A 20,780-nucleotide genomic window follows, 5' to 3' on the forward strand; every position below is an offset into this window, starting at 1 on the left:
CCGCTCAGACCTCCAGCCCCGCTAAAATCTCCAGCGCCCGGCGGGAGAGTTCGGCGTTTTTGTTTCGCTTGCCCTTGACCTTGTAGCCCAGGGGCGGGATGATGCCGAAATTCACATTCATGGGCTGGAACTGCTCCACTGTCTCATTGGAGACATAGAGGGCCAGGGCACCCAGGGCCGTCTCCTGGGGGAAATCCACCGGGGGCTTGCCCTGGAGCCGGTTGGCCAGCTCCACCGCCGCCACGAAGCCGGAGGCGGTGGACTCCACATAGCCCTCCACCCCGGTGATCTGTCCGGCAAAGCAGATGCGGGGGTCCGCCTTCAGCCGGTAGTACCGGTCCAGCAGCTTGGGCGAGTTGAGATAGGTATTCCGGTGCATGACCCCGTAGCGGACGAACTCCGCCTCCCGCAGGGCCGGGATCATGGAAAAGACCCGCTTCTGCTCCGGCCACTTCAGGTGGGTCTGGAAACCCACCAGATTGTAGATGGAGCCCTGGGCGTTGTCCTTCCGGAGCTGCACCACGGCATAGGGCTCCTTCTCCGTTTTGGGGTCCTTCAGGCCCTTGGGCTTCAACGGCCCGTACCGCAGGGTGTCCACACCCCGCCGGGCCATGACCTCCACCGGCATGCAGCCCTCAAAGACGTTCTGGTCCTCAAAGCCGTGGACCTCCGCCGCCTGGGCCGTGGTGAGGGCCTGCCAGAAGGCGGCGTACTCCTCCTCACTGAGGGCGCAGTTCACATAGTCCGCTGTGCCCTTGTCGTATCGGGAGGCGAACCAGGCGTGGTCCATATCCAGGCTCTCAAAGGTCACCAGCGGCGCGGCGGCGTCATAAAAGCTCAGATAGTCGGCGTGGACCTTTTCCTGGATGGCCGCCGCCAGAGCGTCCGAGGTGAGGGGGCCGGAGGCCAGGATCACATTCCCCTCAGGGATGGCCGTGACCTCCCCCTCTACCACGGTGATGAGGGGGTGACCCTTCACCCGCTCGGTGATGGCCCGGCTGAAGCCGTGGCGGTCCACCGCCAGGGCGCCGCCCGCCTCCACCCGGTGCTCGTCGGCACAGGCGAGGATGAGAGAGCCGCACCGGCGCAGCTCCTCCTTCAGCAGCCCCACGGCGTTCTCCAGCTGGTCGGAGCGCAGGGAGTTGGAGCACACCAGCTCCCCGAACTCCGGGCTGTGGTGGGCAGGGGGCATTTTCTGGGGCTTCATCTCGTGGAGCTCCACGGGGATGCCCCGTTGGGCCAGCTGCCAGGCGGCCTCGCTTCCCGCCAGCCCGGCGCCGATGATCTTTACTGGTTCCATAATTCAACCTTTCCGCGTCCGGTCAAAAAGGCTCACGCCTCTTCTCCGGCGGTCTTTTTCGCCGCGGCCTTTTTGGTGGTGGGCTTCTTGGCCGTGGTCTTGGCGGCCGCTGTCTTCTTGGCGGCAGGCTTTTTCGTCGTTTTCTTCTCGGCGGGCGTCTTTTCCGCGGCGGTCTTTTTGGCGGTGGTCTTCTTGGCCGCCGCCTTTTTCACCGTCTTTTTCTCCGCCTTCTCAGCGGTCTCGGCGGCCTCCCCGCCCTCCTTGGTCTCGGCGGCGGGCTTTTTCTTGTAGCCGCCCCGCTTGTCCTCTGGGGTGAAGTTGCCGCAGTCGGGGTTGATGCAGAAGGGCTTTTTGAAGCCTCGGCCAGACTTCTTGAACATGGTCCAGCCGCACTCGGGGCAGTTGTCCTTCACCGGCACGTCCCAGGTCATGAAGTCGCACTGCTTGGCCTTGCTGCCCTCCTTGACCACATTGAACTCGCAGCCGTAATAGGTGTAACCCCGCCTGGAGGTCTTTTTCAGGATACGTCCGCCGCACTTGGGGCACTTGCCCGGCATCTCCACCACGATGGGCTGGGTGAAGGTGCACTCCGGGTAGCCGGGGCAGGCCAGGAACCGTCCGAACCGGCCCGACTTCACCACCAGCTGCCGGCCGCATACCGGGCAGATCTCGTCGCTGACCTCGTCGGGGATCTTGATGCGCTCCCCGTCCAGGTCCTGCTCCGCCTGGTGGAGCTCCTGCTCGAAGTCACCGTAGAAGCTGCCGAGGAGGTTCTTCCAGTTCTCCTTCCCCTCCTCCACCTGGTCCAGCCGCTCTTCCATCTTGGCGGTGAAGGTGGTGTCCACGATGTCTGGGAACTTGTCCTTCATAAGACCCGTGACCACCTCACCCAGAGGGGTGGTCCGCAGGTACTTGCCCTCTTTCACCACGTACTCCCGGTCCAGAATGGTGGAGATGGTGGGGGCGTAGGTGGAGGGACGGCCGATGCCCTTCTCCTCCAGGGCCTTGATGAGGGTGGCCTCAGTGTACCGGCTGGGGGGCTGGGTAAAGTGCTGCTCCGGCTTGGTGCCGGTGAGCTTCAGGCCCTCCCCCTCCTTCAGGTCGGGCAGGGGAGACTGCTTCACCTCGTCCTCCTCGTCCTTCCCCTCCACGTAGACGGCGGTAAAGCCGGAGAACTTCAGGGAGGAGTGGTTGGCCCGGAACCGGTAGCCTGCCGACCCCACCTCAATGGAAACGCTGTCATAGACGGCGTTGGCCATCTGGCAGGCCAAAAAGCGGCTCCAGATCAGCTTGTAGAGCCGGTACTGCTCACTGGTCAGGTCCTTTTTGATGTCCTCCGGAGTGAGGCGTACGTCGGAGGGCCGGATGGCCTCGTGGGCGTCCTGGGCATTGGACTTGGCCTTGAAGTGCCGGGTCTTTTCGGGATAATACTCCTTGCCGTAGCGGCTGACGATCATATCCTTGGCCGCCGCCAGAGCCTCCTCGGAGAGGCGCAGGGAGTCGGTACGCATATAGGTGATGAGACCCACGGTACCCTCGCCCTGGATGTCCACGCCCTCATAGAGCTGCTGGGCCACCGCCATGGTCCGGCGGGGGGTCATGTTCAGCTTCCGGCTGGCCTCCTGCTGGAGGGTGGAGGTGATGAAGGGGGGCGCCGGGGAGCGGGTCTTGTCCTGCCGCTTCATGCCGGTAACCGTGAAGGGAGATGCCTTTACGGCGTCCACCACGGCCTGGACCTCGTCCTCGCTGTGGAGCTCCTGCTTCTTCTCCCGACCGTAGAAGGCGGCGGTGAAGGCGCCCATGTTGGGGGCGATGCGGGAGAGGTCCACGTCCAGGGACCAGTACTCCTGGGGCTGGAAGGCACGGATCTCCTCCTCCCGCTCGCACACCAGGCGGGTGGCAACCGACTGGACACGGCCGGCAGACAGACCCCGGCGGATCTTCTTCCACAGCAGCGGAGAGAGCTCATAGCCCACAATACGGTCCAGGATGCGCCGGGCCTGCTGGGCGTCCACCAGATCCTGGTCGATGGCCCGGGGGGCGGCGATGGACTCATTGACCACCTTCTTGGTGATCTCGTTGAAGGTCACGCGGTAGGTCTTGTCGTCGGGGATGTTCAAAAGCTCCTTCAGGTGCCAGGAGATGGCCTCCCCCTCGCGGTCGGGGTCGGTGGCCAGGAACACTTTCTCGCTGCCCTTGGCCGCCTTCTTGAGGTCGGAGATGACCTCCTCCTTACCCTTGATGGGCTGGTAGTCCGGCTCAAAGCCGTGCTCCACGTCCACGCCCAGCTTGCTCTTGGGCAGATCCCGGACGTGGCCCATGGACGCTTTGACCTCATAGCCGGGACCCAGGTACTTTCCGATGGTCTTGGCTTTGGCCGGGGACTCTACGATCACTAAATTCGTTTTTGCCACATTATACCTCCAATGGAGTTTCTATCCTTTGAAAGAGCGCGGCCTCCCAGCCGCGCCTCACGCTTCTTCACCCGTCCGCAGTCGGACGGTGGACTCAAAACGCCTGCCCGGGTGCTCCACCACATGGCCCTGGATCTGGAGCATGGTCAGGGCGGAAAGGATGCGTCGGGCCGGGATCTGGGTCAGATCCACCAGCTCCTCCGCGGTGCGCTTTCCATCCTCCAGAGCCAGGATCAGATCAATCTGGTCATCGGTCAGGCCGCTCCTGTCAATATATGCCTGCTGCGGTCCTTTGTCAATGACTTTTTCCCGCAGCTCCTCCTCCCGGGAGGGTGATTCAGCGGTGTCAGAGTACCCTTCCGGCGCCTTTGGCGCCTCCTCCATGGCCCATGCCGAGTCGGGGAAACGGACCCGTCCCGGGTAGAGCCCTGCGTACTCCCGGACGATGTCCAGACCGCCGGTGACCAGTTTGGCCCCCTGCTGGATGAGGCGGTTCGGGCCCTCACTGAGCAGCGCCCCCACACAGCCGGGCACGGCGAACACATCCCGGTCCTGGTCCAGGGCCTGCTTTACGGTGGACATGGTACCGCTCTTGAGGCCGCACTCCACCGCCACCACTCCAAGGCTCAGACCGCTGATGATCCGGTTGCGGATGGGAAAATGCCAGCCCTCCGGCTCGGTCCCCGGCGGATACTCGCTGATGAGGGCACCGGAGGCAGCCACATCGGCGTAAAGCCAGCGGTTTTCCCTGGGGTAGCACACATCCACCCCGCAGCCCAGCACCGACACCACGGCGCCGCCGCCACGGAGGGCGCCCTTCAGGGCTTCCGTGTCCAGGCCCTGGGCGATGCCGGAGACCACCAGAGCGCCGTGCTCGGCCAGCTCCAGGCCCAGCTTGCCCGCCATCCACCGGCCGTAGGCCGAGGGCTTCCGGCTGCCTACCACCGCCACGGCGATCTCCTCATCAAAGGCGGGAAGCCGCCCTTTCACATAAAGGACGGCGGGCGGGTCGTAAATGTTTTTGAGGCGGTCGGGGTAATCGGCGTCCCCTAGAGTCAGGATGCGCACACCCAGGCGGTCACATTCTCCCAAAATGGCGTCGGTCCGCTCCAGAGATTTATCCAGCAGATCGGTCCGGGCGGCGGGTGTCAGGCCCTCCACCAGGTCGTACTCCTCCGGGTCGGCGTAGTAGGCCCGCTCCGGAGCGCCGAAGTGCTCCAGCAGCTTCCCGATCTGCTCCGGGCGCAGGCCCTTTCTGGTGGAGAGCCAAAGCCAATATTTCAGCGTCGCCATCGCGGACCTCCTTTCACCCGTTACCCTTTCCGCTCACAGCAGGGGCCGTGCCATCTCCCACAGCACCACTGAGGCTGCCACCGCCGCGTTGAGGGATTCACACCGCTGACGCATGGGGATCTTCAGGGTACCGGCGCAGGCGTCCAGAACGGCCTGGGAAACTCCCCTGCCCTCGCTGCCGATGACCACGGCGCAACGGCTCAGGTCGGCCCGGCGCACGTCGTCGGTGTCCTCCCGCAGGGCGGTGGCATACAAGGGCAGGCTCGCCTTCTCCAAAGCGTGGGTTAGTCCCTCCAGGCTTGTCTCCCACACCGGCAGCCGGAAGCATGCTCCCATGGTGGCCCGGACGGTCTTTGGAGAGAAAGGATCGGCGCAGCCGGGCAGCAGAATGAGACCGTCGGCGCCGAAGGCATCCGCGGTGCGCCAGATGGTGCCCACGTTCCCCGGGTCCTGGACCCCGTCCAGCACCAGGAAACGGGTACCGGGCAAAGTCTCCGGCAAGACGAGGTCGGGCTGCCGGCAGAGGAAGAGGACCCCCTGGGGCGTCTCGGTGGTGGAGAGGCTCTTCAAGAGGTCGGCGGGCACCTGGACCTCCCGGACGCCGTTGGGCACCGAACAGGGGCGGCTGCCGTCATGGACCACAGTGGCGAGCACCGCCCCGGCCCTGAGGGCCTCCTCCAGCAGCTTGGGTCCGTCACAGACGAAGAGTTCCTGGTCCCGGCGGGCGGACCGTGCGCTATTCAATTTTCGGATCTGCCCCACCAGCGGGTTGGAGCGGCTGGTGATCTGTTCCACGGGACCTTCCCCCCTACCTTAATATTATGGTATCACAGATCGTGGAGCCGGTCGATATACTCGTTCCGGCCCAGCGTGACCACCACGTCCCCGGCAGCGAGGACATAGTCGGCGCCGGGCGCCACCTCCAAGTCGTGCTCATCGCCGCCGCGGCGGATGGCGATGATGTTGACCCGATACTTGGCACGCACATCCAGGGTGCGCAGAGATTTCCCCACCCAGGGCTTGGGGGCGGCCAGCTCCACGATGCCGAAGTCATCGGAGAGTTCGATGAAGTTGAGAATGTTGGAGCTGGACAGATTCTGAGCCAGCTTGACTCCCGTCTCATGCTCGGGGAAGACCACCCGGTCGGCGCCGATCTTTTGGAGCACCTTCTGGTGAACATGGCTCTGGGCTTTGGCAATGACCTGCCGGACACCGATCTCTTTCAGATTCATGGTGATAAGCGCGCTGTTGCCCACGTCATCGGCCACCGCCACGATGGCACAGTTATAGTTGCGTACACCCAGAGCCCGGAGCACACCGGGGTCCCGGGCGTCGCCGGCCACAGCGTGGGTCACCTGGCTGGAGATGCTCTGGACACGGTCCTCCGAGTCGTCGATGGCCAGCACCTCATGGCCCAGGCGGCACAGCTCGGTGGCCACGGCGGTGCCGAAACGGCCCAGCCCGATCACTACATATGTCCTCACGATTTACAGCTCCTTTTTCGTTTGGGCGGTCCTGGACTCACCCGATCATGATGTCCACCATGGGATAGCGGATCTTGGCCGCGTTCCTGCCTCTGGCCAGGAAGGCCACCGAGAAGGACATGATGCCCACCCGGCCCAGGAACATGGCAATGATGAGTATGATATGACTGAAGGGCGTCAATGTGGGGGTGATGCCTACAGTTACACCCACCGTAGCCAGAGCAGAGGCCGCCTCGAAGGCCGCCGAGAGGAAGTGCACGTCGTCAGTCAAAGAGATGGTCATGGCGATACCAAGGAAGAGGACCACCACAATCAGCGTCAATGTGAGGGCAGTCATAACCCGGCGCTGGGAGATGGTCCGCCTGCGGATGGTGACCTCTTCCCGACCGGCCAGTCCGGCCCGCATGGTGAGCAGCAAAATACCCACCGTGCTCGTCTTCAGGCCGCCGGCGGTGGAGCCGCTGGAGCCGCCGATGAGCATCAGGATGCAGGACATGGCAAGAGAGCTGTCCCGCAGCCCTCCCTGACCAATGGAGTCAAATCCTGCGGTGCGGAGAGTCACCGACTGGAAGAACGAGTTGAGGATCTTCTTCCACCAGGACATCCCCCCCAGGGTATTGGGGTTATCCCACTCCACGCCCAGGAAGAACACCGCCCCACCCAGGATGAGCGCTCCCGTCATCAGGATGACCAGCTTGCTGTACAGGGAGAGCCGCCGGGGCGTCCGCCAGTTCCGGATCAGATCCTCCCAGACGAAAAAGCCCAGGCCGCCAATGACGATGAGACACAATATAGTAAGGAGAATCACCGGATTTCCATTATAGGTGATGAGGCTGGTGAACTCACCCTTGCTGCCCAGCAGGTCGAAGCCGGCGTTGCAGAAGGCCGAAACAGCGTGGAAGATACCCCGCCACAGTCCGCCCGCCAGGCCGAACTCCGGCAGGAAGCACAGGGTCAGGATCACAGCGCCCGTCCCCTCAATGACTAGGGTCCCCATCAGAGTGTGACGCACCATGCGGACCACGCCGTCCATGTCGTTGAGGTTCAGGGTGGAGACCATGATAAGCCGTTCTGAGAGGCCGATCCGCCGCCGGAGCGCAAAGGATACCGTGGTAATGACCGTCATGAAACCCAGTCCGCCCAGTTGGATCATGGCCAGAATCACGACCTGTCCGAAAAGCGTCCAGTGTGTCCAGGTGTCCACCAGGATCAGTCCGGTAACACAGGAGGCCGAGGTAGCGGTAAAGAGACAGGTAATGAGATCGGTAGACTGTCCGTCTCGGCTGGCCCAGGGCAGCATGAGCAATAGGGTCCCGGTGAGGATGATGATCCCAAAGGAGACCACCACGATCCGGGCGGGATTGAGGTTACGCATACTCCGCAGCCGTCTGAGCAGCGCCTGCAGGGGATAAAACACCAAGATATGACCCTCCTTCTCGCTCCGCACCTTCGGGTGAAGCGAAAGCAAGTATAGCATACGCTGTCGTTCCGCACAAGTCAACGGTTTTTTCGAGCCCGCACAAACAGACAAAGGCCCGCCCCGGGACCATTTCCCGGGACGGGCACATGCTCACAGAAATGGATGAAAATCCTTGTCCAGGACCTGCTTGCGGTGGTAGCTCACATAGTCGGGCGCAGCCTCAGGGCACTGGTTCTGGATGGTCTCCACCAGCAGAGTCGGATTGAGGCCGGGATTCTGGGCGCGGAGGACCACATCCAGGACGATGGCGTCCCGGCGCCCCTCATAATCCACCTTGTGGATGAGGGGGATGAGGTCCACCTGGACCTGGCCGCTCTTGGCCTTCTTGGACTTCTTGGTTACCACCAGGCTCTCCCGGCTCAGCAGAGCCCGGATGGCATTCTCAGCGCCCACCGGGGCGCCGGCGTCATACTCCAGGGTGATGATATAGTTCACCCAGCACAGCTCCCGGACGGGGCGCCCGCCCTCGTAGCAGCGGGTGACGGTAACTCCCTCAGGCAGGGCCTGGGTAAGGCGCCGGGGCACCTCACTTAAATCCATCCCCTCAGGCAGGCCGAACTCCAGGATCTCACACTGGCTGGAAAAGCCCACCGACAGGGGCAGGGCAATGGACACATAGGCATGGGGATTAAAGCCCTCCGTGTGCTTCACATGGAGCCCGGAGCGCAGAAAGGCCCGCTGGAAGGTCCGCATCAGATCCAGGTGGGAGATATACCGGGCCCGGCCCGTTTTGATGAACTGGATGCGCTGGTCACTCATCGCACACCCTCCCCTTCTCCAGCAGATGGTTGGCCCCGCAGCCGGTACACTGCTTCCGGCAGTCGGGGGTGATGACCGCCTCATAGGCCCGCTCCCGCTCCCGCCACAGGAAGTCGGTGGTCACGCCGGTGGAGATCCGGCACCAGGGCAGGACCTCCTCCCGGCTCCGGGTCCGGTTGGCGTAGAAGGCCGGGTCCAGACCACAGGCCTCAAAGGCCCGCAGCCAGCGGTCCAGGTCAAAATATTCGCTCCAGGAGTCGAACTTGGCGCCCTCTCGCCAGGCCAGCTCGATGGCGTCGGCCAGCCGGCGGTCTCCACGGGCGAAGACGGCCTCCAGATAAGAGGTATCCGGATCGTGCCAGTGGTAGACGATGGACTTTTCCCGCATATTGTCCCGCAGCAGCTTCACCCGGCGGAGATACTCTTCCCGGGTGACCTGGGGCTCCCACTGGAAGGCGGTATGGGGCTTGGGCACAAAGCAGGCCGTGGACACGGTGATCCGGCAGCCCCGGCGCTTGTCGGGGGCGGTCTCCCGCCAGAGCTGGAGCACCTTCTTGGCCAGATCGGCAATGCCCAGCACATCCTCATCGGTCTCAGTGGGCAGGCCCAGCATGAAGTAGAGCTTCACCGTGTTCCACCCGCCCATAAAGGCGGTGCGGCAGGAGTTCATCAGGTCTTCCTCGGTGACGTTCTTGTTGATGGCGTCCCGGAGGCGCTGGGTACCCGCCTCAGGAGCAAAGGTAAGGCCGCTCTTACGGACGTGCTGGAGCCGCTGCATAAGGCCCATGGAGAAGTTGTCCGCCCGCAGGGACGGGAGGGACAGCGACACCTTGTTGGGCTCACACCACTCCAGCAGACCGTCGCACAGCCCCTCCAGGGGACGGTAATCACTGGTGGACAGGCTGGAGAGGGTCATCTCCTGATAGCCGGAATCCTTGCAGGCGGCGATGCCCTGCTCCACCAGGAGCTTGGGGCTGCGGGTGCGGACGGGCCGGTAGGCGTAGCCCGCCTGGCAGAAGCGGCAGCCCCGGATGCAGCCCCGGAAGACCTCCAGCATGACCCGGTCATGGACGATCTCAGTGGAGGGCACAATGGTCTTTACCGGGAAGTAGGACTTGTCCAGATCCTGTACGATCCGCTTGGTCACCAGCTCGGGCGCGCCCTCCTGCGGGGTGACAGACGCCACGGTGCCATCCTCGTGGTAGGTGACGGTATAGAGGGAGGGCACATAAAGCCCCGGCACCTTGGCCGCAGCCACCAGCAGATCCTGACGGGACCACCCCTCCCGGCGGGCGCGCTGATAGAGCCGGATGAGCTCCACGGTCACATCCTCGCCCTCGCCCAGGGAGAAGATGTCCACGAAGGGCGCCAGAGGCTCCGGGTCGTAGGCACAGGTGCCGCCGGCGATGATCAGGGGGGCGTCCTCGTCCCGGTCGGCGGAGCGCAGGGGCAGCCCGGCCAGATCCAGCATGTTGAGCACGTTGGAGTAGGCCATCTCATAACCCAGGGAGAAACCGATGATGTCGAAATCAGAGATGGGATCTCCGCTCTCCAGACCATAGAGGGGAAGGCCTTCCCGGCGCATCTCCTCCTCCATGTCTCCCCAGGGGGCGAACACCCGCTCGCACCACACCCCGGGCAGCTCATTCATCAGCCCGTAGAGGATCCGCACCCCCAAATTGGACATGCCGATCTCATAGGTATCGGGAAAGCACATGGCGATCCGCGTATCTACCTGCTTGGGGTCCTTCACCACTGCGTTGTACTCTCCACCGGTATACCGGGCAGGCTTCTGCACCCTGGAGAGGATCGTTTCCATCGTCCGGTCCATTCCTAACCTCCGCTCGCGCGCGCTTACTCATCATACATATGGCAAGGTATTATTTTAACCGCTGCGCGTAGGAATGGCAAGTACAATTTCGCGGATTTATTGGTTTTCTCCCCAGGAATGGCAAAAATCTTCGATGATGTCCCTGAAGTGCACCGGGGAAAGCCGGTTCCGATTGAGTGCGCGCACCAGGCGCTCCACCTCTGCGTAGTCGCTGGACAGCCGCGGTGCCCGCTGGCCGTCACAGCAGAGCACTCCAAACCAGACGGGTATCTCTCCCTCCTCCGTGCAGACCTCAAAACACGGCCGGATCTCTTCCATGCTGTTTCCTCTCCTCTTCCTCACTCAATTTCCTCACACGTTCCGGGCGGTCCGGCACCTCACGTCGCCGTCTGGGCCCACACCCCTCCCTCTCTCAATGAAGGGTGCCGGACCCGTGTCTCCTCTCCGACCTACCACGCAGCAGGCCTCTTATGATATAATAAAGAGAAGACCGGACGAGCCACAGCTCACGCGATCGCCCCTTGACCCCCGGGCCGGATACACATATCTTGTGCCCGCCCTGTTGTCCCTAACAATATGGTGTATTTCCCCTTTTTTGTCAATAGTACGGCGCCGAACTCACCATTTGGAACATGAAAGTTTTCCAAATTTGGATAACTATTGTCGAATTTTGAAGGGAGGTCTCCAATGATGTCCATGACCAACAAGCTGGCATTGGCCAAACGCCGCAGTGGTCTGACCAGCGCGGCCCTCGCCAGCCGCTCCGGCGTGCCTCTGAGCACAGTCAACAAGATCCTCTCCGGCCAGACTGCCCATCCCGCGCCTCAGTCTCTGGAGCGTCTGTGCCGGGCGCTGGACATCTCCATGGGCTATCTGCTGGATGACGGCATCCCGGACGAACTCTTCCTCAGTGCCCAGTGCGAGGGAGACGGACTGCACTACCTCTCACAGCAGGAGTGGGAGCTGGTCCGGGATTACGGCGTGCTCACCGTTCAGGGCCGTCAGATGGTGGATGCCCTGTTGGAAATGCTCCTGGCACTGTCTCCCCTCCCCCTGCCCACCGGGCGCCGGCGCCTCCTTCTCTATCTCCAGCCCGTCGCCCAGGGTCAGCGGGGCGCTCTTATGGACAGCTTCGAGTTCGGTGTGCTGGACGTGCCTGCTGACTCCGTCACTGAGGCCGCCGACTTCGCTGTCCTCCTCACCGACGGCTCCATGGCGCCGGTATACACCCCAGGCACCATGCTGGCCGTAAAGCGGGGCGCGGTGGCCGCCAACCAGCTGGGCCTTTTCCTCCTCAACCGGGAGCTTTTCCCCCGCAAGCTCTCCCGCTCCCCCGGCCGCACCAAACTGGTGGCCATCAACATCTCCTATAAAGATGTCATTGTCCGGCCGGAAGACGAGCTCTCCTGCATGGGCGCCATTCTGGGTGCCGTCCGGGACTACACCCGTCTCCCCAAAGGCGGCACCCCCTCCCCCGGCGGGGCGGATTTTCTGTACCCACAACGGCTCAAACTGTGATATACTGCTCTCGAACCTCTTTTCAGAAAGGAGGGGTATCCCTTGCCCCAGCTTCCAACCGGACTTCAGGATCTGGTGGGCGGTCTGGCCGCCTTTTTGGGGGATCACGCCGCCGTCATGGCGTGGTACACCGCCGTGGTGCGGTTTCTCTTCCCCGTCCTGGCCATTCTCATCCTCATCCGCAGCATCCGGTCCCTCCTCACCGTACCCCATGTGCCGGAGGTGTGGGCCTATCTCACCCTACCCAACGGCCTCTCTGAGCCCCTTACCCACTGGGAAAACTTCCTGGGCCGGTCCAACGCCTGCGACGTGATTTTGGGCTATCCCACCGTCTCCCGGCAGCATGCCGCCCTCATCCGGGCGGAAAACGACAGCTGGACGATCTACGACCTGGGCTCCAAGGGCGGCGTCACCATCAACGGCAAGCCGGTGGCTGAGGCCGCCCCGGTGGCTTACGGTGATGTAGTGGCCCTGGGCGGTGTGGAGACCGTTCTTCTCCCTGTTCCACCCGAGGAGCGGGAAAAGCGCCGTCAGAAGCGGCGGTCCGAGGAACGTCCCGTCTCCCCCTGGGTAGGACTCTTCTTCCTCACGATCTTTCAGATTCTAACCGCCGTACAGCTTATGGCCGCTGCCGGAGATGAACTCCCTGCCACGGTGCCCGGCGCTTTTCTCTGCCTGATCGCCGTTATGTGGGGCTACTTTCTGGCCATGCGGGCCACACACAGGGTGGGCTTTGAGATGGAGACCATCGCCTTCTTCCTCTCCACCCTCTCCCTCGCCGTCACAGCCTCCTCCGCCCCCTCCTCCCTCTTCAAGCAGCTTCTGGCCCTGCTGCTGGGGCTGGTACTCTTCGTGGTGCTGGGGCTCTTCCTCCGGGATCTGGACCGGGTCAAGTCCATCCGCTGGCTCATGGCCGGCGGCGCCATCGGCCTTCTGGGTCTCACCCTGGTGCTGGGCATGCTGGGTCTGAGCCAGGCCAAATACGGTGCCCTCAACTGGGTCGTCATCGGCCCCCTCTCCTTCCAGCCATCGGAGCTGGCCAAGATCTGCTACATCTTCGCCGGCTCCGCCACCCTGGAGCGGCTCTTCCGCAAGCGGAACCTGGGCCTCTTCATGGTCCTCACCGCCGTATGCCTGGGCTGCCTGGCCCTGATGAGTGACTTCGGCACTGCCGCCATCTTCTTTATCACCTTCCTGGTCATCGCCTACCTCCGCTCCGGAGACTGGGCCACCCTGGCCCTCATCTGCGGCGGCGCCGTCTTCGGCGTGGTCATCCTTCTCTCCTTCAAGCCCTACATCCTCAAACGTTTCGCCACCTGGGGCCACGCCTGGGAGCAGGCCTCCTCCGGCGGCTTCCAGCAGGTGCGCACCATGTCGGCCGCCGCCTCCGGCGGCCTGGTGGGCGTGGGCGCCGGGGAGGGCTGGCTCCACAACGTGGCCGCCGGCGACACCGACCTGGTCTTCGGCATGCTCTGCGAGGAGTGGGGGCTCATCATCGCCGCCCTGGCCGTACTGAGCATCGTCACTCTGGCCGTCTTTGCCGTTCGGGCCTGCCGTTCTGGCCGGTCCAGCTTCTACACCATCGCCGCCTGCGCCGCCACCTCCCTGCTGGTCTTCCAGACCTGTCTCAACGTCTTCGGCGCTGTGGACCTGCTCCCCCTCACCGGCGTCACCTTCCCCTTTGTCTCCAACGGCGGCTCCGCCATGCTCTCCTCCTGGGGACTGCTGGCCTTCCTGAAAGCCACCGACACCCGTCAGAACGCCAGCTTCGCCATCCGCCTTCCCTCCCGTCAGGAGAAGGAGTCCGTTTACTTTCCCAGCGAGGACAGCAAGGAGGTGAGCGGCGATGCGTAAGATCGAACGGCGGGCCATGGTCTGCCTCCTCCTTGCAGCCGCACTGGTGCTTGGACTGGTGATCTTCGGCTTCCGCTTTTTCCTCAACGGCGGGAAGTGGGTCTCCTTTGCCGCCAACCGCCACCTATACAACAGCCAGGGTCAGCTCTCGGTGGGCCGGGTGCTGGACCGGGACGGCGACGTGCTCTCCTGGGTGGACAAGGACGGAAACCGTGCCTACTACGACAACGCCACCGTCCGAAAGGCCACCCTCCACGTGGTGGGAGACGCTCAGGGCAAGATCGGCACCGGGGCTCTGGTGGCCTTCGCTGACAAGCTCTCAGGCTACAACCTCCTCACCGGAGCGTACAGCCCCATGGGGGCGGGCAACGACCTCTACCTCACCATTGACGCCCGGCTCAACTACGAGGCCTACACCGCCATGAACGGCAAAAAGGGCGCGGTGGCCGTCTACAACTACGAGACGGGGGAGATCCTGTGCCTCTTCTCCTCCCCCACCTTTGACCCGGTCGCTCCCCCCGATATTCAGGAGGGAGACACCACCTACGACGGCGTCTACCTCAACCGGGCCCTCTCCTCCACCTTCGTCCCCGGCTCGGTCTTCAAGACCGTCACCCTGGCCGCCGCCATTGAAAATATCCCCGATCTCTTCAGCCGCACCTTCACCTGCACCGGCTCCTGCCAGGTGGGGGATGACGTGGTGACCTGCCCCTCCGCCCACGGTGAAATGGACATTTACAGCGCCTTCTCAAAATCCTGCAACGGCGTCTTTGCTCAGCTGGCTGTGGAGCTGGGGCCGGAGATCATGGCCGCCTATACCGAGAAAGCGGGGCTCACCGACCGGTACAGCATCAGCGGTCTCAAGACCGCCGCCGGCAGCTTCCAGTTCTCCGGGGCAACCACGAACCAGCTGGGCTGGGCCGGTGTTGGCCAGTTCAATGATCTGGTGAACCCCATGTCCATGATGATCTACATGGGAGCCGTCGCAGGCGGCGGCAAGGCCGCTGTCCCCCAGCTGGTCCTCAAAACAGTAACTCCCCTGCACTTTCCCCCTTCCTTCTATTTCAGTCACAAAACGGGCAAGCTCATCGAAGCCGACACGGCGGCCACCCTGGCCGATATGATGGCCCGGAACGTCACTGAGACCTACGGTGCCGGGCGCTTCCCCAACATGGACATCTGCGCCAAGTCCGGTACCGCTGAAGTCGGCGGCGGCAAGGCTCCCAACTCCTGGTTCACCGGCTTCCTCCGCAACGAGGATGCCCCCTACGCCTTTGTGGTCGTCGTGGAAGAGGGCGGCAGCGGCGCTCAAACCGCCGGCAATGTGGCCGCAGCTGTATTGGACCTGCTGGTCAACGGGTATTAAAATCCTAGAAACAAAAATTTCCGGCGGATGACCGCCGGAAATTTTTATTTTCCCCGCAACCCTTTCCCGGGAAATGCGTATATCCAGTCAGAGTTGACCGCGCGGGAGACTTGATATGGAACTTTAGGAGGGATGCCCATGGAAGACACGCGCCTGATCGAGCGGCTGCGCAGACACAGCCGTGCTGCTCTGGAGGACGCCATCCGGCGGTATACCTTCTATGTAAGCGTCACGGTGTGGCGGACCCTGTCCGCCGGGGGCAGCGCTCCCCGGGAGGACGTGGAAGAGGTGGTCTCCGACGTGTTCTTATCCCTGTGGGAGCACGCCGGGGAGCTGCACGCCGACAAGGATCTCCGCCCCTGGCTGGGGGCGGTGGCCCGAAACAAGGCCATCGACCGTCTCCGCCGCACCCCTGTACCGGTCCTCCCCCTCTCCGAATCCGACGCCGTCCCCCAGCCCGGCCCACAGGAGACGGCCGAGCAGCGAGAGTGGGCAGAGCGGCTGTGGCAGGCCGTGGACGCTATGGACGAGCCCGACCGCACCCTTTTCCTCCGTTACTACTGGTACTGGGATAAGCTGAAGGATGTGGCCCGGGACCTGAAGCTGAACCTCTCCACAGCCAAGAGCCGGCTCCTCCGGGGCCGGAAGGCCCTGCGGGAGGAACTAACGAAAGGAGGGGAATGTCCGTGAAGGAAAATCACTTTGCAGAGCTTTGGGCCGACACCGTACCGCCCGAGGTGCCCTGCCCCCAACCGTTGGACCCCGAGAACATGGTCCGTCGGGTGAACACCGCTTTAGACGTTCTCCCCTCGGAAAGGAGACAGCATATGCGGCAAAAAACTCGTTTTGCGGCGGTATTCATTGCCGCCGTAGTGGCCCTGGTGGGCACTACCCTGGCCGTAACCGTCCACTGGGATGTTCTGAATACCTATTTCAAGGGGGATACCTCCTCCGCCAAGCCCTTGGTGGACCATGAGGTCCGGTCAATCAGTGACAAGGACTATACCTTAATAGTCGAGAGCTCTGTCTCAGACAGCACCACTGCTCTGCTGCTGGTGAGGGTGGATGCTCTGACGGAGGAATCCAGGGCATTCATGTTCTCCGACGACTTCAACGGCATGGACACCTGGTCCATCTATCCGCTTCTCCCGGAAGAAAACGACGGTGATGATGCCTCTACGCCGAGCAGTTGGGGTGTTGGTTACAGCGAACTGGGGGAGCTGCGGACGGAGTCTTCCACCTTCTGGCGTTTTGACGTGGATCTGGCCGGCGCCACCGCACTCCGGGTCCGTCTGGGGTATATGGAGGAAGGGGCCGCCCTGGAGTTTGACCTTAACCCCGCGGAGTCGGTTACCGTGGATATCGGTGCCACAGGACCAGGTGCCCCCACCCTGGACAACGCCCGGGGCGGCGATATCACGGTGCATTCGGTGACTTTGAGTCCCCTCACCTGTCAGATTGAGGCCACCATAGTGGACCCGGACCGGGAGGCCGATCCGCTGCTCTTCTTCCTCATGGAGGACGGGACCCTTATCACTAGCGGGCAGTCCCTCACCTCCGTCTCCGCCCTGCGCATCCGGGGAGAGACGTGGTCCTTCCACTACCGCTTCCAGTCCGTCATGGACCTGTCCCAGCTTGCTGCCGTGGTCTTTGACGGCACCGCCTATCCCCTGGACGGCGGAGAGCCCTATGCCGTGGAGATCGATCCCAAGCTCTACCCCTTCCAGATCCCTCTGATGGACCTCATTACGGAGGAGGGCGGCTTCACCCTCCCCGTGGAGGACCTGTGCCGGGCCCTAGTGGCCTCCTATGAGTGGGACGAGGACAGCCAGACCGCCACCTGCACTTATCGGGACACCACCATCGTCCTCACTGTGGGCAGCTCCACCGCCCTGGTGGACGGTGAGCCGGTGGACCTGGGTGAACCCGTCGTCCTTCAGGACGGTACACTGGCCGCCGGTTGGAGACTGGCTGAACACTGGGGGCTGGATGTCACAGCCGCCTACAACGAAACTCAAACCGAACGGACGTACTGGGTAGTCATCCCTTGACGCACCACAAAAAGAACGGCGTCCCCTTCGTGAGAAGGGGACGCCGTTTTTCTGTTTTCTTATTCCAGACCCAGGGGGATGATGGCGCAGTAGTCCTCGATGCTGCCGTTGTTCTGGAAGCACTTGAGAATCTCTTTTCCGATGGGATGAAGCTCCGGCACATCAAAGGCGGCAAGCTCCTGAGCGAAGAAATCGTAGAGGATCTTGGCGCCCTTGTCGTAGCCCTCGTCACCCAGGGTCTCCTGGCGCTCGGGGCGGAGGAACCGGGAACTGATCTGCTGACCGTCCACCTTCATCTCCTTAAGGGCGTAGCCCAGGAGGGGGCAGCGGGCGGGGACCAGACGGTCCATCTTCATGTTGACGCCGCCGCGGCGGGCCAGGTACTCACGGGAGATCCACTCGGCGGCGAAACCAATCTTATAGGCGCCGATGTGCTGGTTGGGGATGAGCACATACTTGGTGTTCTTGCACCGCAAAATCTGCTCCAGCAGCAGGTTGGCCTGCTTCACCCGGAGGCCGGTGGCGAAAGGCCAGTAAGAGCCCACACCCTCGCTGGCCAGCTTGGCGCTGCCATTGATGCTGGGGTTATTGAAGCCGCGGGGGGCCACCAGCCGCCACAGCCAGGCCAGGGCGGGGGGAATGATGCCCATGAGACCCAGGATGCCATAGCTGGGGTTCTCGTTGGTGGCAGGGGGCATACGGACGCCGAAGCTGCGCACGTCCACCTCCACCGGCTTGTCGGCGATGTGGGGGATCAGGCGGCGGGGGATGATGACACGGGGGTTGGGGCAGGGCTTGCCGTCAGAGTCCAGGGTGTGCTCCCACAGCAGGCAGGTGGAACGGGGCACACCGTCGATGTTGAAGAACATGAGGGGCTCCTTGGTGTGGATGGAGATGCGCTCGTACAGGGGGTCTGCGCCGTACTCGGTGATGCCGTCCACCCGGATGAACCAGCCGTCCTCGCCGTCGGTGAGGGCCAGCTTGCCGTTTCGGGGCTGGTAGCTGGGCTGACACATGGCCATGTCGTCGGTGACAGGCTGAATGGTACAGGTATCGCTCATGCTGATATAGGTCTTCTCATTGGTCTCGATGTTGACACCCAGCAGCACACGGCCGTCGGCCACACGGGGTACATCCTGGAGCAGCTCACTCTTGCCGCCGCCGGAGGCACCCTCGTGCATCATGACCATCTCATTTTCATAGGGGGTGATGACCCGGGCAGCCGAAGCGTGGGCGGTGATCCAGCCCTCCCGCTCACCGATGTCCAGCAGCACACTGTAAATGCCCTTCTTGGCGGAGGGACCGGGATAGAGGTTGTAGGAAAAGACCTCATGGAGGTCGCTGTGGCGGCTGTGGACCACCACCTGCTTGCCGTTGAAGTGGGTGTGACGGAAGGGGGGCGCCACATAGACGATGGAGCGGGGCTTGAAGTGCTCCACCTTGCGGGCGTTCACAAAGGCCTGGAGCTCTGCCAGAGCAAAGGCAAAGAAGGCGGCGTTCCGGGGACAGACCAGGATGGAGTCATAGCCGTACTGGTAACCGCCAGCCTTGAAGGGAACAATGATGAGCTCCTGCCGGGCCAGCCACCGGTAGGTCTCCTCCCGGAGCTGGTCGAAGTCGTAGCCATACACATCCTCGAACCGGGGCTTGTCGGTGGGCTGGTCGTCGGCGATGCGCATGCAGTCGGGGTCCCGGCGGCGCATGTAGTCCTCCACATAGTTGACCACGGCACCGTTTTTGCAGCGGACCACTGTGGCCTCTTTCACAGGCTTCCCGTTCACATCGTAGAGGACCTCGATCTTGTCCGTGTGCTCATTGCCAAAGATGAGCTCGTAGAGGGTCTCCTTGCTGTCAGGCACGATCACACTGGGGCTATTGTTGATGATTTCGGTCAGTTCAGGCGTAAATGTGAATTTTTCCAGCAGTACATTCATGGGAACGGTGCCTCACTTTCTTTTCGTCCCGGGCTTTCTATCGAAACGGAGAATACTTCTATGTGTAACTTTACAGGAGAATCCCGCATTTGTCAAGGGGAGGACGGTCTTCCGCCCCGCCCCTGCTCACTGCGGTCTGACCGTTCTCTTTTTGCAACTTGTCCGTGCTCAGGCTTCATATACGTGCTCAAACCTCAGCAGGCCCCCGCATGGTGAGCCATCCTCCTGAAACAAAAAGCCGTAAGCCCGGCGGGCTTACGGCTTTTTGGGTTCCGGCGGAATCTTACTTTACGGCAATGGCCTCGATCTCCAGCTTGGCGCTCTTGGGCAGGGCAGCCACGGCGAAGCAGCTGCGGGCAGGGCAGGGCTGGGGGAAAGCAGCGGCATAGACCTCGTTCACCGCGGCAAAGTCGGCGATGTCAGCCAGGAAGATGGTGGTCTTGACCACCTTTTCCATGGAGCTGCCGGCAGCCTCCAGCACGGCCTTCACGTTGGCCAGGGACTGCTTGGCCTGGGCGGCCACATCCTCGGGCATGACACCGGTAGCAGGGTCAATGGGCAGCTGGCCGGACACGAAGACCAGGTTCTCGGTGGAGATACCCTGGGAATAGGGGCCGATGGCGGCGGGTGCCTGATTCGTTACGATAGGAGTTTTCATAGTAGATCGCCTCCGATAAATTTTTGTTACATTGATTATAATTTCTTATTTCTTGTTTGTCAACCCGCTTTTCATATTGTGCTTTTGCTTATTCCGGTATAAAATAAGGTCCACGAAGCAAATTGCGGTCTTTGACTGCCGGAAAGGGTGACTGAAACCCATGAGCAACCAAAGCAGGCTGGAGCGTTACCTCCCCATTGCGGCCTTCTTAAGCGCCGTATGCGGCGACCACTACGAGGTCATCCTCCACGACGTCTCCGATCCGGAGACGTCGGTTGTGGCCATCTTCAACGGCCACCTCAGCGGTCGCAAGGTGGGAGATCCCATGACAGAGCTGGCCCGCCGTCTGGTGAGGGACGAGGTCTATCGGGACCGGGACTTCGTGTCCAACTACGAAGGGCGTACCCGCAGCGGCAAACGCTTCGTTTCCTCCACCTACTTTATCAAGGAAGATGGCGAGCTGCTGGGGCTCATCTGCGTCAATCACGACGTCTCCGACCTCACCGCAATGGCAAGCCACCTTCAAAGTCTTCTCGCCGCCTTCTCTGTCCCCGGCCAGGTACCCCCTCAGGCCCCCTATACCGAAGAGCTGGATGATTCCATCCCAGAGCTCTCCACCACCCTCATCCACAATACAGTGCTCCGCCAGGGCGTTCCCGCCGGACGCATGACGACCCAGGAAAAGGAGTCCCTTATTGAAGCCCTGGAGCGGCAGGGGGTTTTCTCCACCAAGGGATCGGTGGGGCAGGTCGCCCGGGAGCTGGACATCTCCGAACCCACCGTCTACCGCTACCTCCGCCGCATTCGAAATCGCTGACAGAATACCAAAAACCGCCGT

17 protein-coding genes are annotated in these 20,780 nt (G+C 62.6%); 6 read left to right on the forward strand and 11 right to left on the reverse strand.

Going from position 1 to position 20,780, the window contains the following annotated elements:
• Positions 1-4: 4 nt before the first annotated feature.
• The 9 genes from trmFO to E0E29_RS15955 all read right to left on the reverse strand — a co-directional run bounded on the left by trmFO (position 5) and on the right by E0E29_RS15955 (position 10,879).
• Complete coding sequence (trmFO, locus tag E0E29_RS15915; RefSeq protein WP_130850638.1) at positions 5-1,300, reverse strand: methylenetetrahydrofolate--tRNA-(uracil(54)-C(5))-methyltransferase (FADH(2)-oxidizing) TrmFO; 1,296 nt, start codon at positions 1,298-1,300, stop codon at positions 5-7.
• Positions 1,301-1,332: 32 nt separating this feature from the next.
• Positions 1,333-3,714 (reverse strand): type I DNA topoisomerase, encoded by a 2,382-nt coding sequence (gene topA / locus E0E29_RS15920; RefSeq protein WP_130850639.1) that lies wholly within the window; start codon positions 3,712-3,714, stop codon positions 1,333-1,335.
• Positions 3,715-3,771: 57 nt separating this feature from the next.
• Positions 3,772-5,007 carry a DNA-processing protein DprA gene (gene dprA, locus E0E29_RS15925; RefSeq protein ID WP_130850640.1) on the reverse strand — a complete coding sequence of 412 codons (1,236 nt, stop codon included), beginning with the start codon at positions 5,005-5,007 and terminating at the stop codon, positions 3,772-3,774.
• Between the two features lie 33 nt (positions 5,008-5,040).
• Positions 5,041-5,802: a TrmH family RNA methyltransferase gene (locus E0E29_RS15930; protein ID WP_130850641.1), complete on the reverse strand. Its 762-nt coding sequence runs from the start codon at positions 5,800-5,802 to the stop codon at positions 5,041-5,043.
• A 32-nt stretch (positions 5,803-5,834) separates the two neighbouring features.
• A complete protein-coding gene (locus E0E29_RS15935) occupies positions 5,835-6,491 on the reverse strand; it encodes a potassium channel family protein (protein ID WP_130850642.1) in 657 nt (218 codons plus the stop codon).
• A 37-nt stretch (positions 6,492-6,528) separates the two neighbouring features.
• Entirely contained in the window at positions 6,529-7,908 is a 1,380-nt protein-coding gene (locus E0E29_RS15940; protein ID WP_242622564.1) for a TrkH family potassium uptake protein, read from the reverse strand.
• A gap of 153 nt (positions 7,909-8,061) precedes the next feature.
• On the reverse strand, positions 8,062-8,730 hold the full coding sequence (locus E0E29_RS15945) for a TIGR03936 family radical SAM-associated protein (protein WP_130850644.1): 669 nt from the start codon (positions 8,728-8,730) through the stop codon (positions 8,062-8,064).
• Positions 8,723-10,561: a TIGR03960 family B12-binding radical SAM protein gene (locus E0E29_RS15950; protein ID WP_130850645.1), complete on the reverse strand. Its 1,839-nt coding sequence runs from the start codon at positions 10,559-10,561 to the stop codon at positions 8,723-8,725. Before E0E29_RS15950 ends, E0E29_RS15945 begins: the two co-directional genes overlap by 8 nt.
• 96 nt (positions 10,562-10,657) lie before the next feature.
• Positions 10,658-10,879 carry a DUF6514 family protein gene (locus E0E29_RS15955; protein ID WP_130850646.1) on the reverse strand — a complete coding sequence of 74 codons (222 nt, stop codon included), beginning with the start codon at positions 10,877-10,879 and terminating at the stop codon, positions 10,658-10,660.
• Positions 10,880-11,251: 372 nt separating this feature from the next.
• On the opposite strand from E0E29_RS15955, the gene E0E29_RS15960 reads away from it, so the two are divergent.
• The 5 genes from E0E29_RS15960 (at position 11,252) to E0E29_RS15980 (ending at position 17,350) form a co-directional block, all read left to right on the forward strand.
• Complete coding sequence (locus E0E29_RS15960) at positions 11,252-12,079, forward strand: helix-turn-helix domain-containing protein (protein WP_165449936.1); 828 nt, start codon at positions 11,252-11,254, stop codon at positions 12,077-12,079.
• A 42-nt stretch (positions 12,080-12,121) separates the two neighbouring features.
• Complete coding sequence (locus tag E0E29_RS15965) at positions 12,122-13,933, forward strand: FtsW/RodA/SpoVE family cell cycle protein (protein ID WP_341273116.1); 1,812 nt, start codon at positions 12,122-12,124, stop codon at positions 13,931-13,933.
• A complete protein-coding gene (locus E0E29_RS15970) occupies positions 13,926-15,299 on the forward strand; it encodes a penicillin-binding transpeptidase domain-containing protein (RefSeq protein WP_130850648.1) in 1,374 nt (457 codons plus the stop codon). The genes E0E29_RS15965 and E0E29_RS15970 overlap by 8 nt, the downstream gene beginning before the upstream one ends.
• A gap of 138 nt (positions 15,300-15,437) precedes the next feature.
• Positions 15,438-15,989: an RNA polymerase sigma factor gene (locus E0E29_RS15975; RefSeq protein WP_130850649.1), complete on the forward strand. Its 552-nt coding sequence runs from the start codon at positions 15,438-15,440 to the stop codon at positions 15,987-15,989.
• Positions 15,986-17,350, forward strand: coding sequence for a copper amine oxidase N-terminal domain-containing protein (locus E0E29_RS15980; RefSeq protein ID WP_165449937.1), 1,365 nt, complete (start codon positions 15,986-15,988; stop codon positions 17,348-17,350). The genes E0E29_RS15975 and E0E29_RS15980 overlap by 4 nt, the downstream gene beginning before the upstream one ends.
• Positions 17,351-17,409: 59 nt before the next feature.
• Here the strand turns inward: E0E29_RS15980 and E0E29_RS15985 are convergent, their stop codons facing one another.
• Together E0E29_RS15985 and E0E29_RS15990 are read right to left on the reverse strand one after the other, a co-directional pair.
• Entirely contained in the window at positions 17,410-19,284 is a 1,875-nt protein-coding gene (locus E0E29_RS15985) for a DUF4914 family protein (protein ID WP_130850651.1), read from the reverse strand.
• A 283-nt stretch (positions 19,285-19,567) separates the two neighbouring features.
• A complete protein-coding gene (locus tag E0E29_RS15990; protein WP_130850652.1) occupies positions 19,568-19,942 on the reverse strand; it encodes a RidA family protein in 375 nt (124 codons plus the stop codon).
• 160 nt (positions 19,943-20,102) lie between these two features.
• Here E0E29_RS15990 and E0E29_RS15995 point away from each other — a divergent pair, with 160 nt between their 5' ends.
• Complete coding sequence (locus E0E29_RS15995; protein ID WP_130850653.1) at positions 20,103-20,759, forward strand: helix-turn-helix transcriptional regulator; 657 nt, start codon at positions 20,103-20,105, stop codon at positions 20,757-20,759.
• The last annotated feature ends 21 nt before the right edge of the window (positions 20,760-20,780 follow it).

The organism is Intestinimonas timonensis, assembly GCF_900626145.1.
GTDB classification, from domain to species: Bacteria; Bacillota; Clostridia; order Oscillospirales; family Oscillospiraceae; genus Intestinimonas; species Intestinimonas aquisgranensis.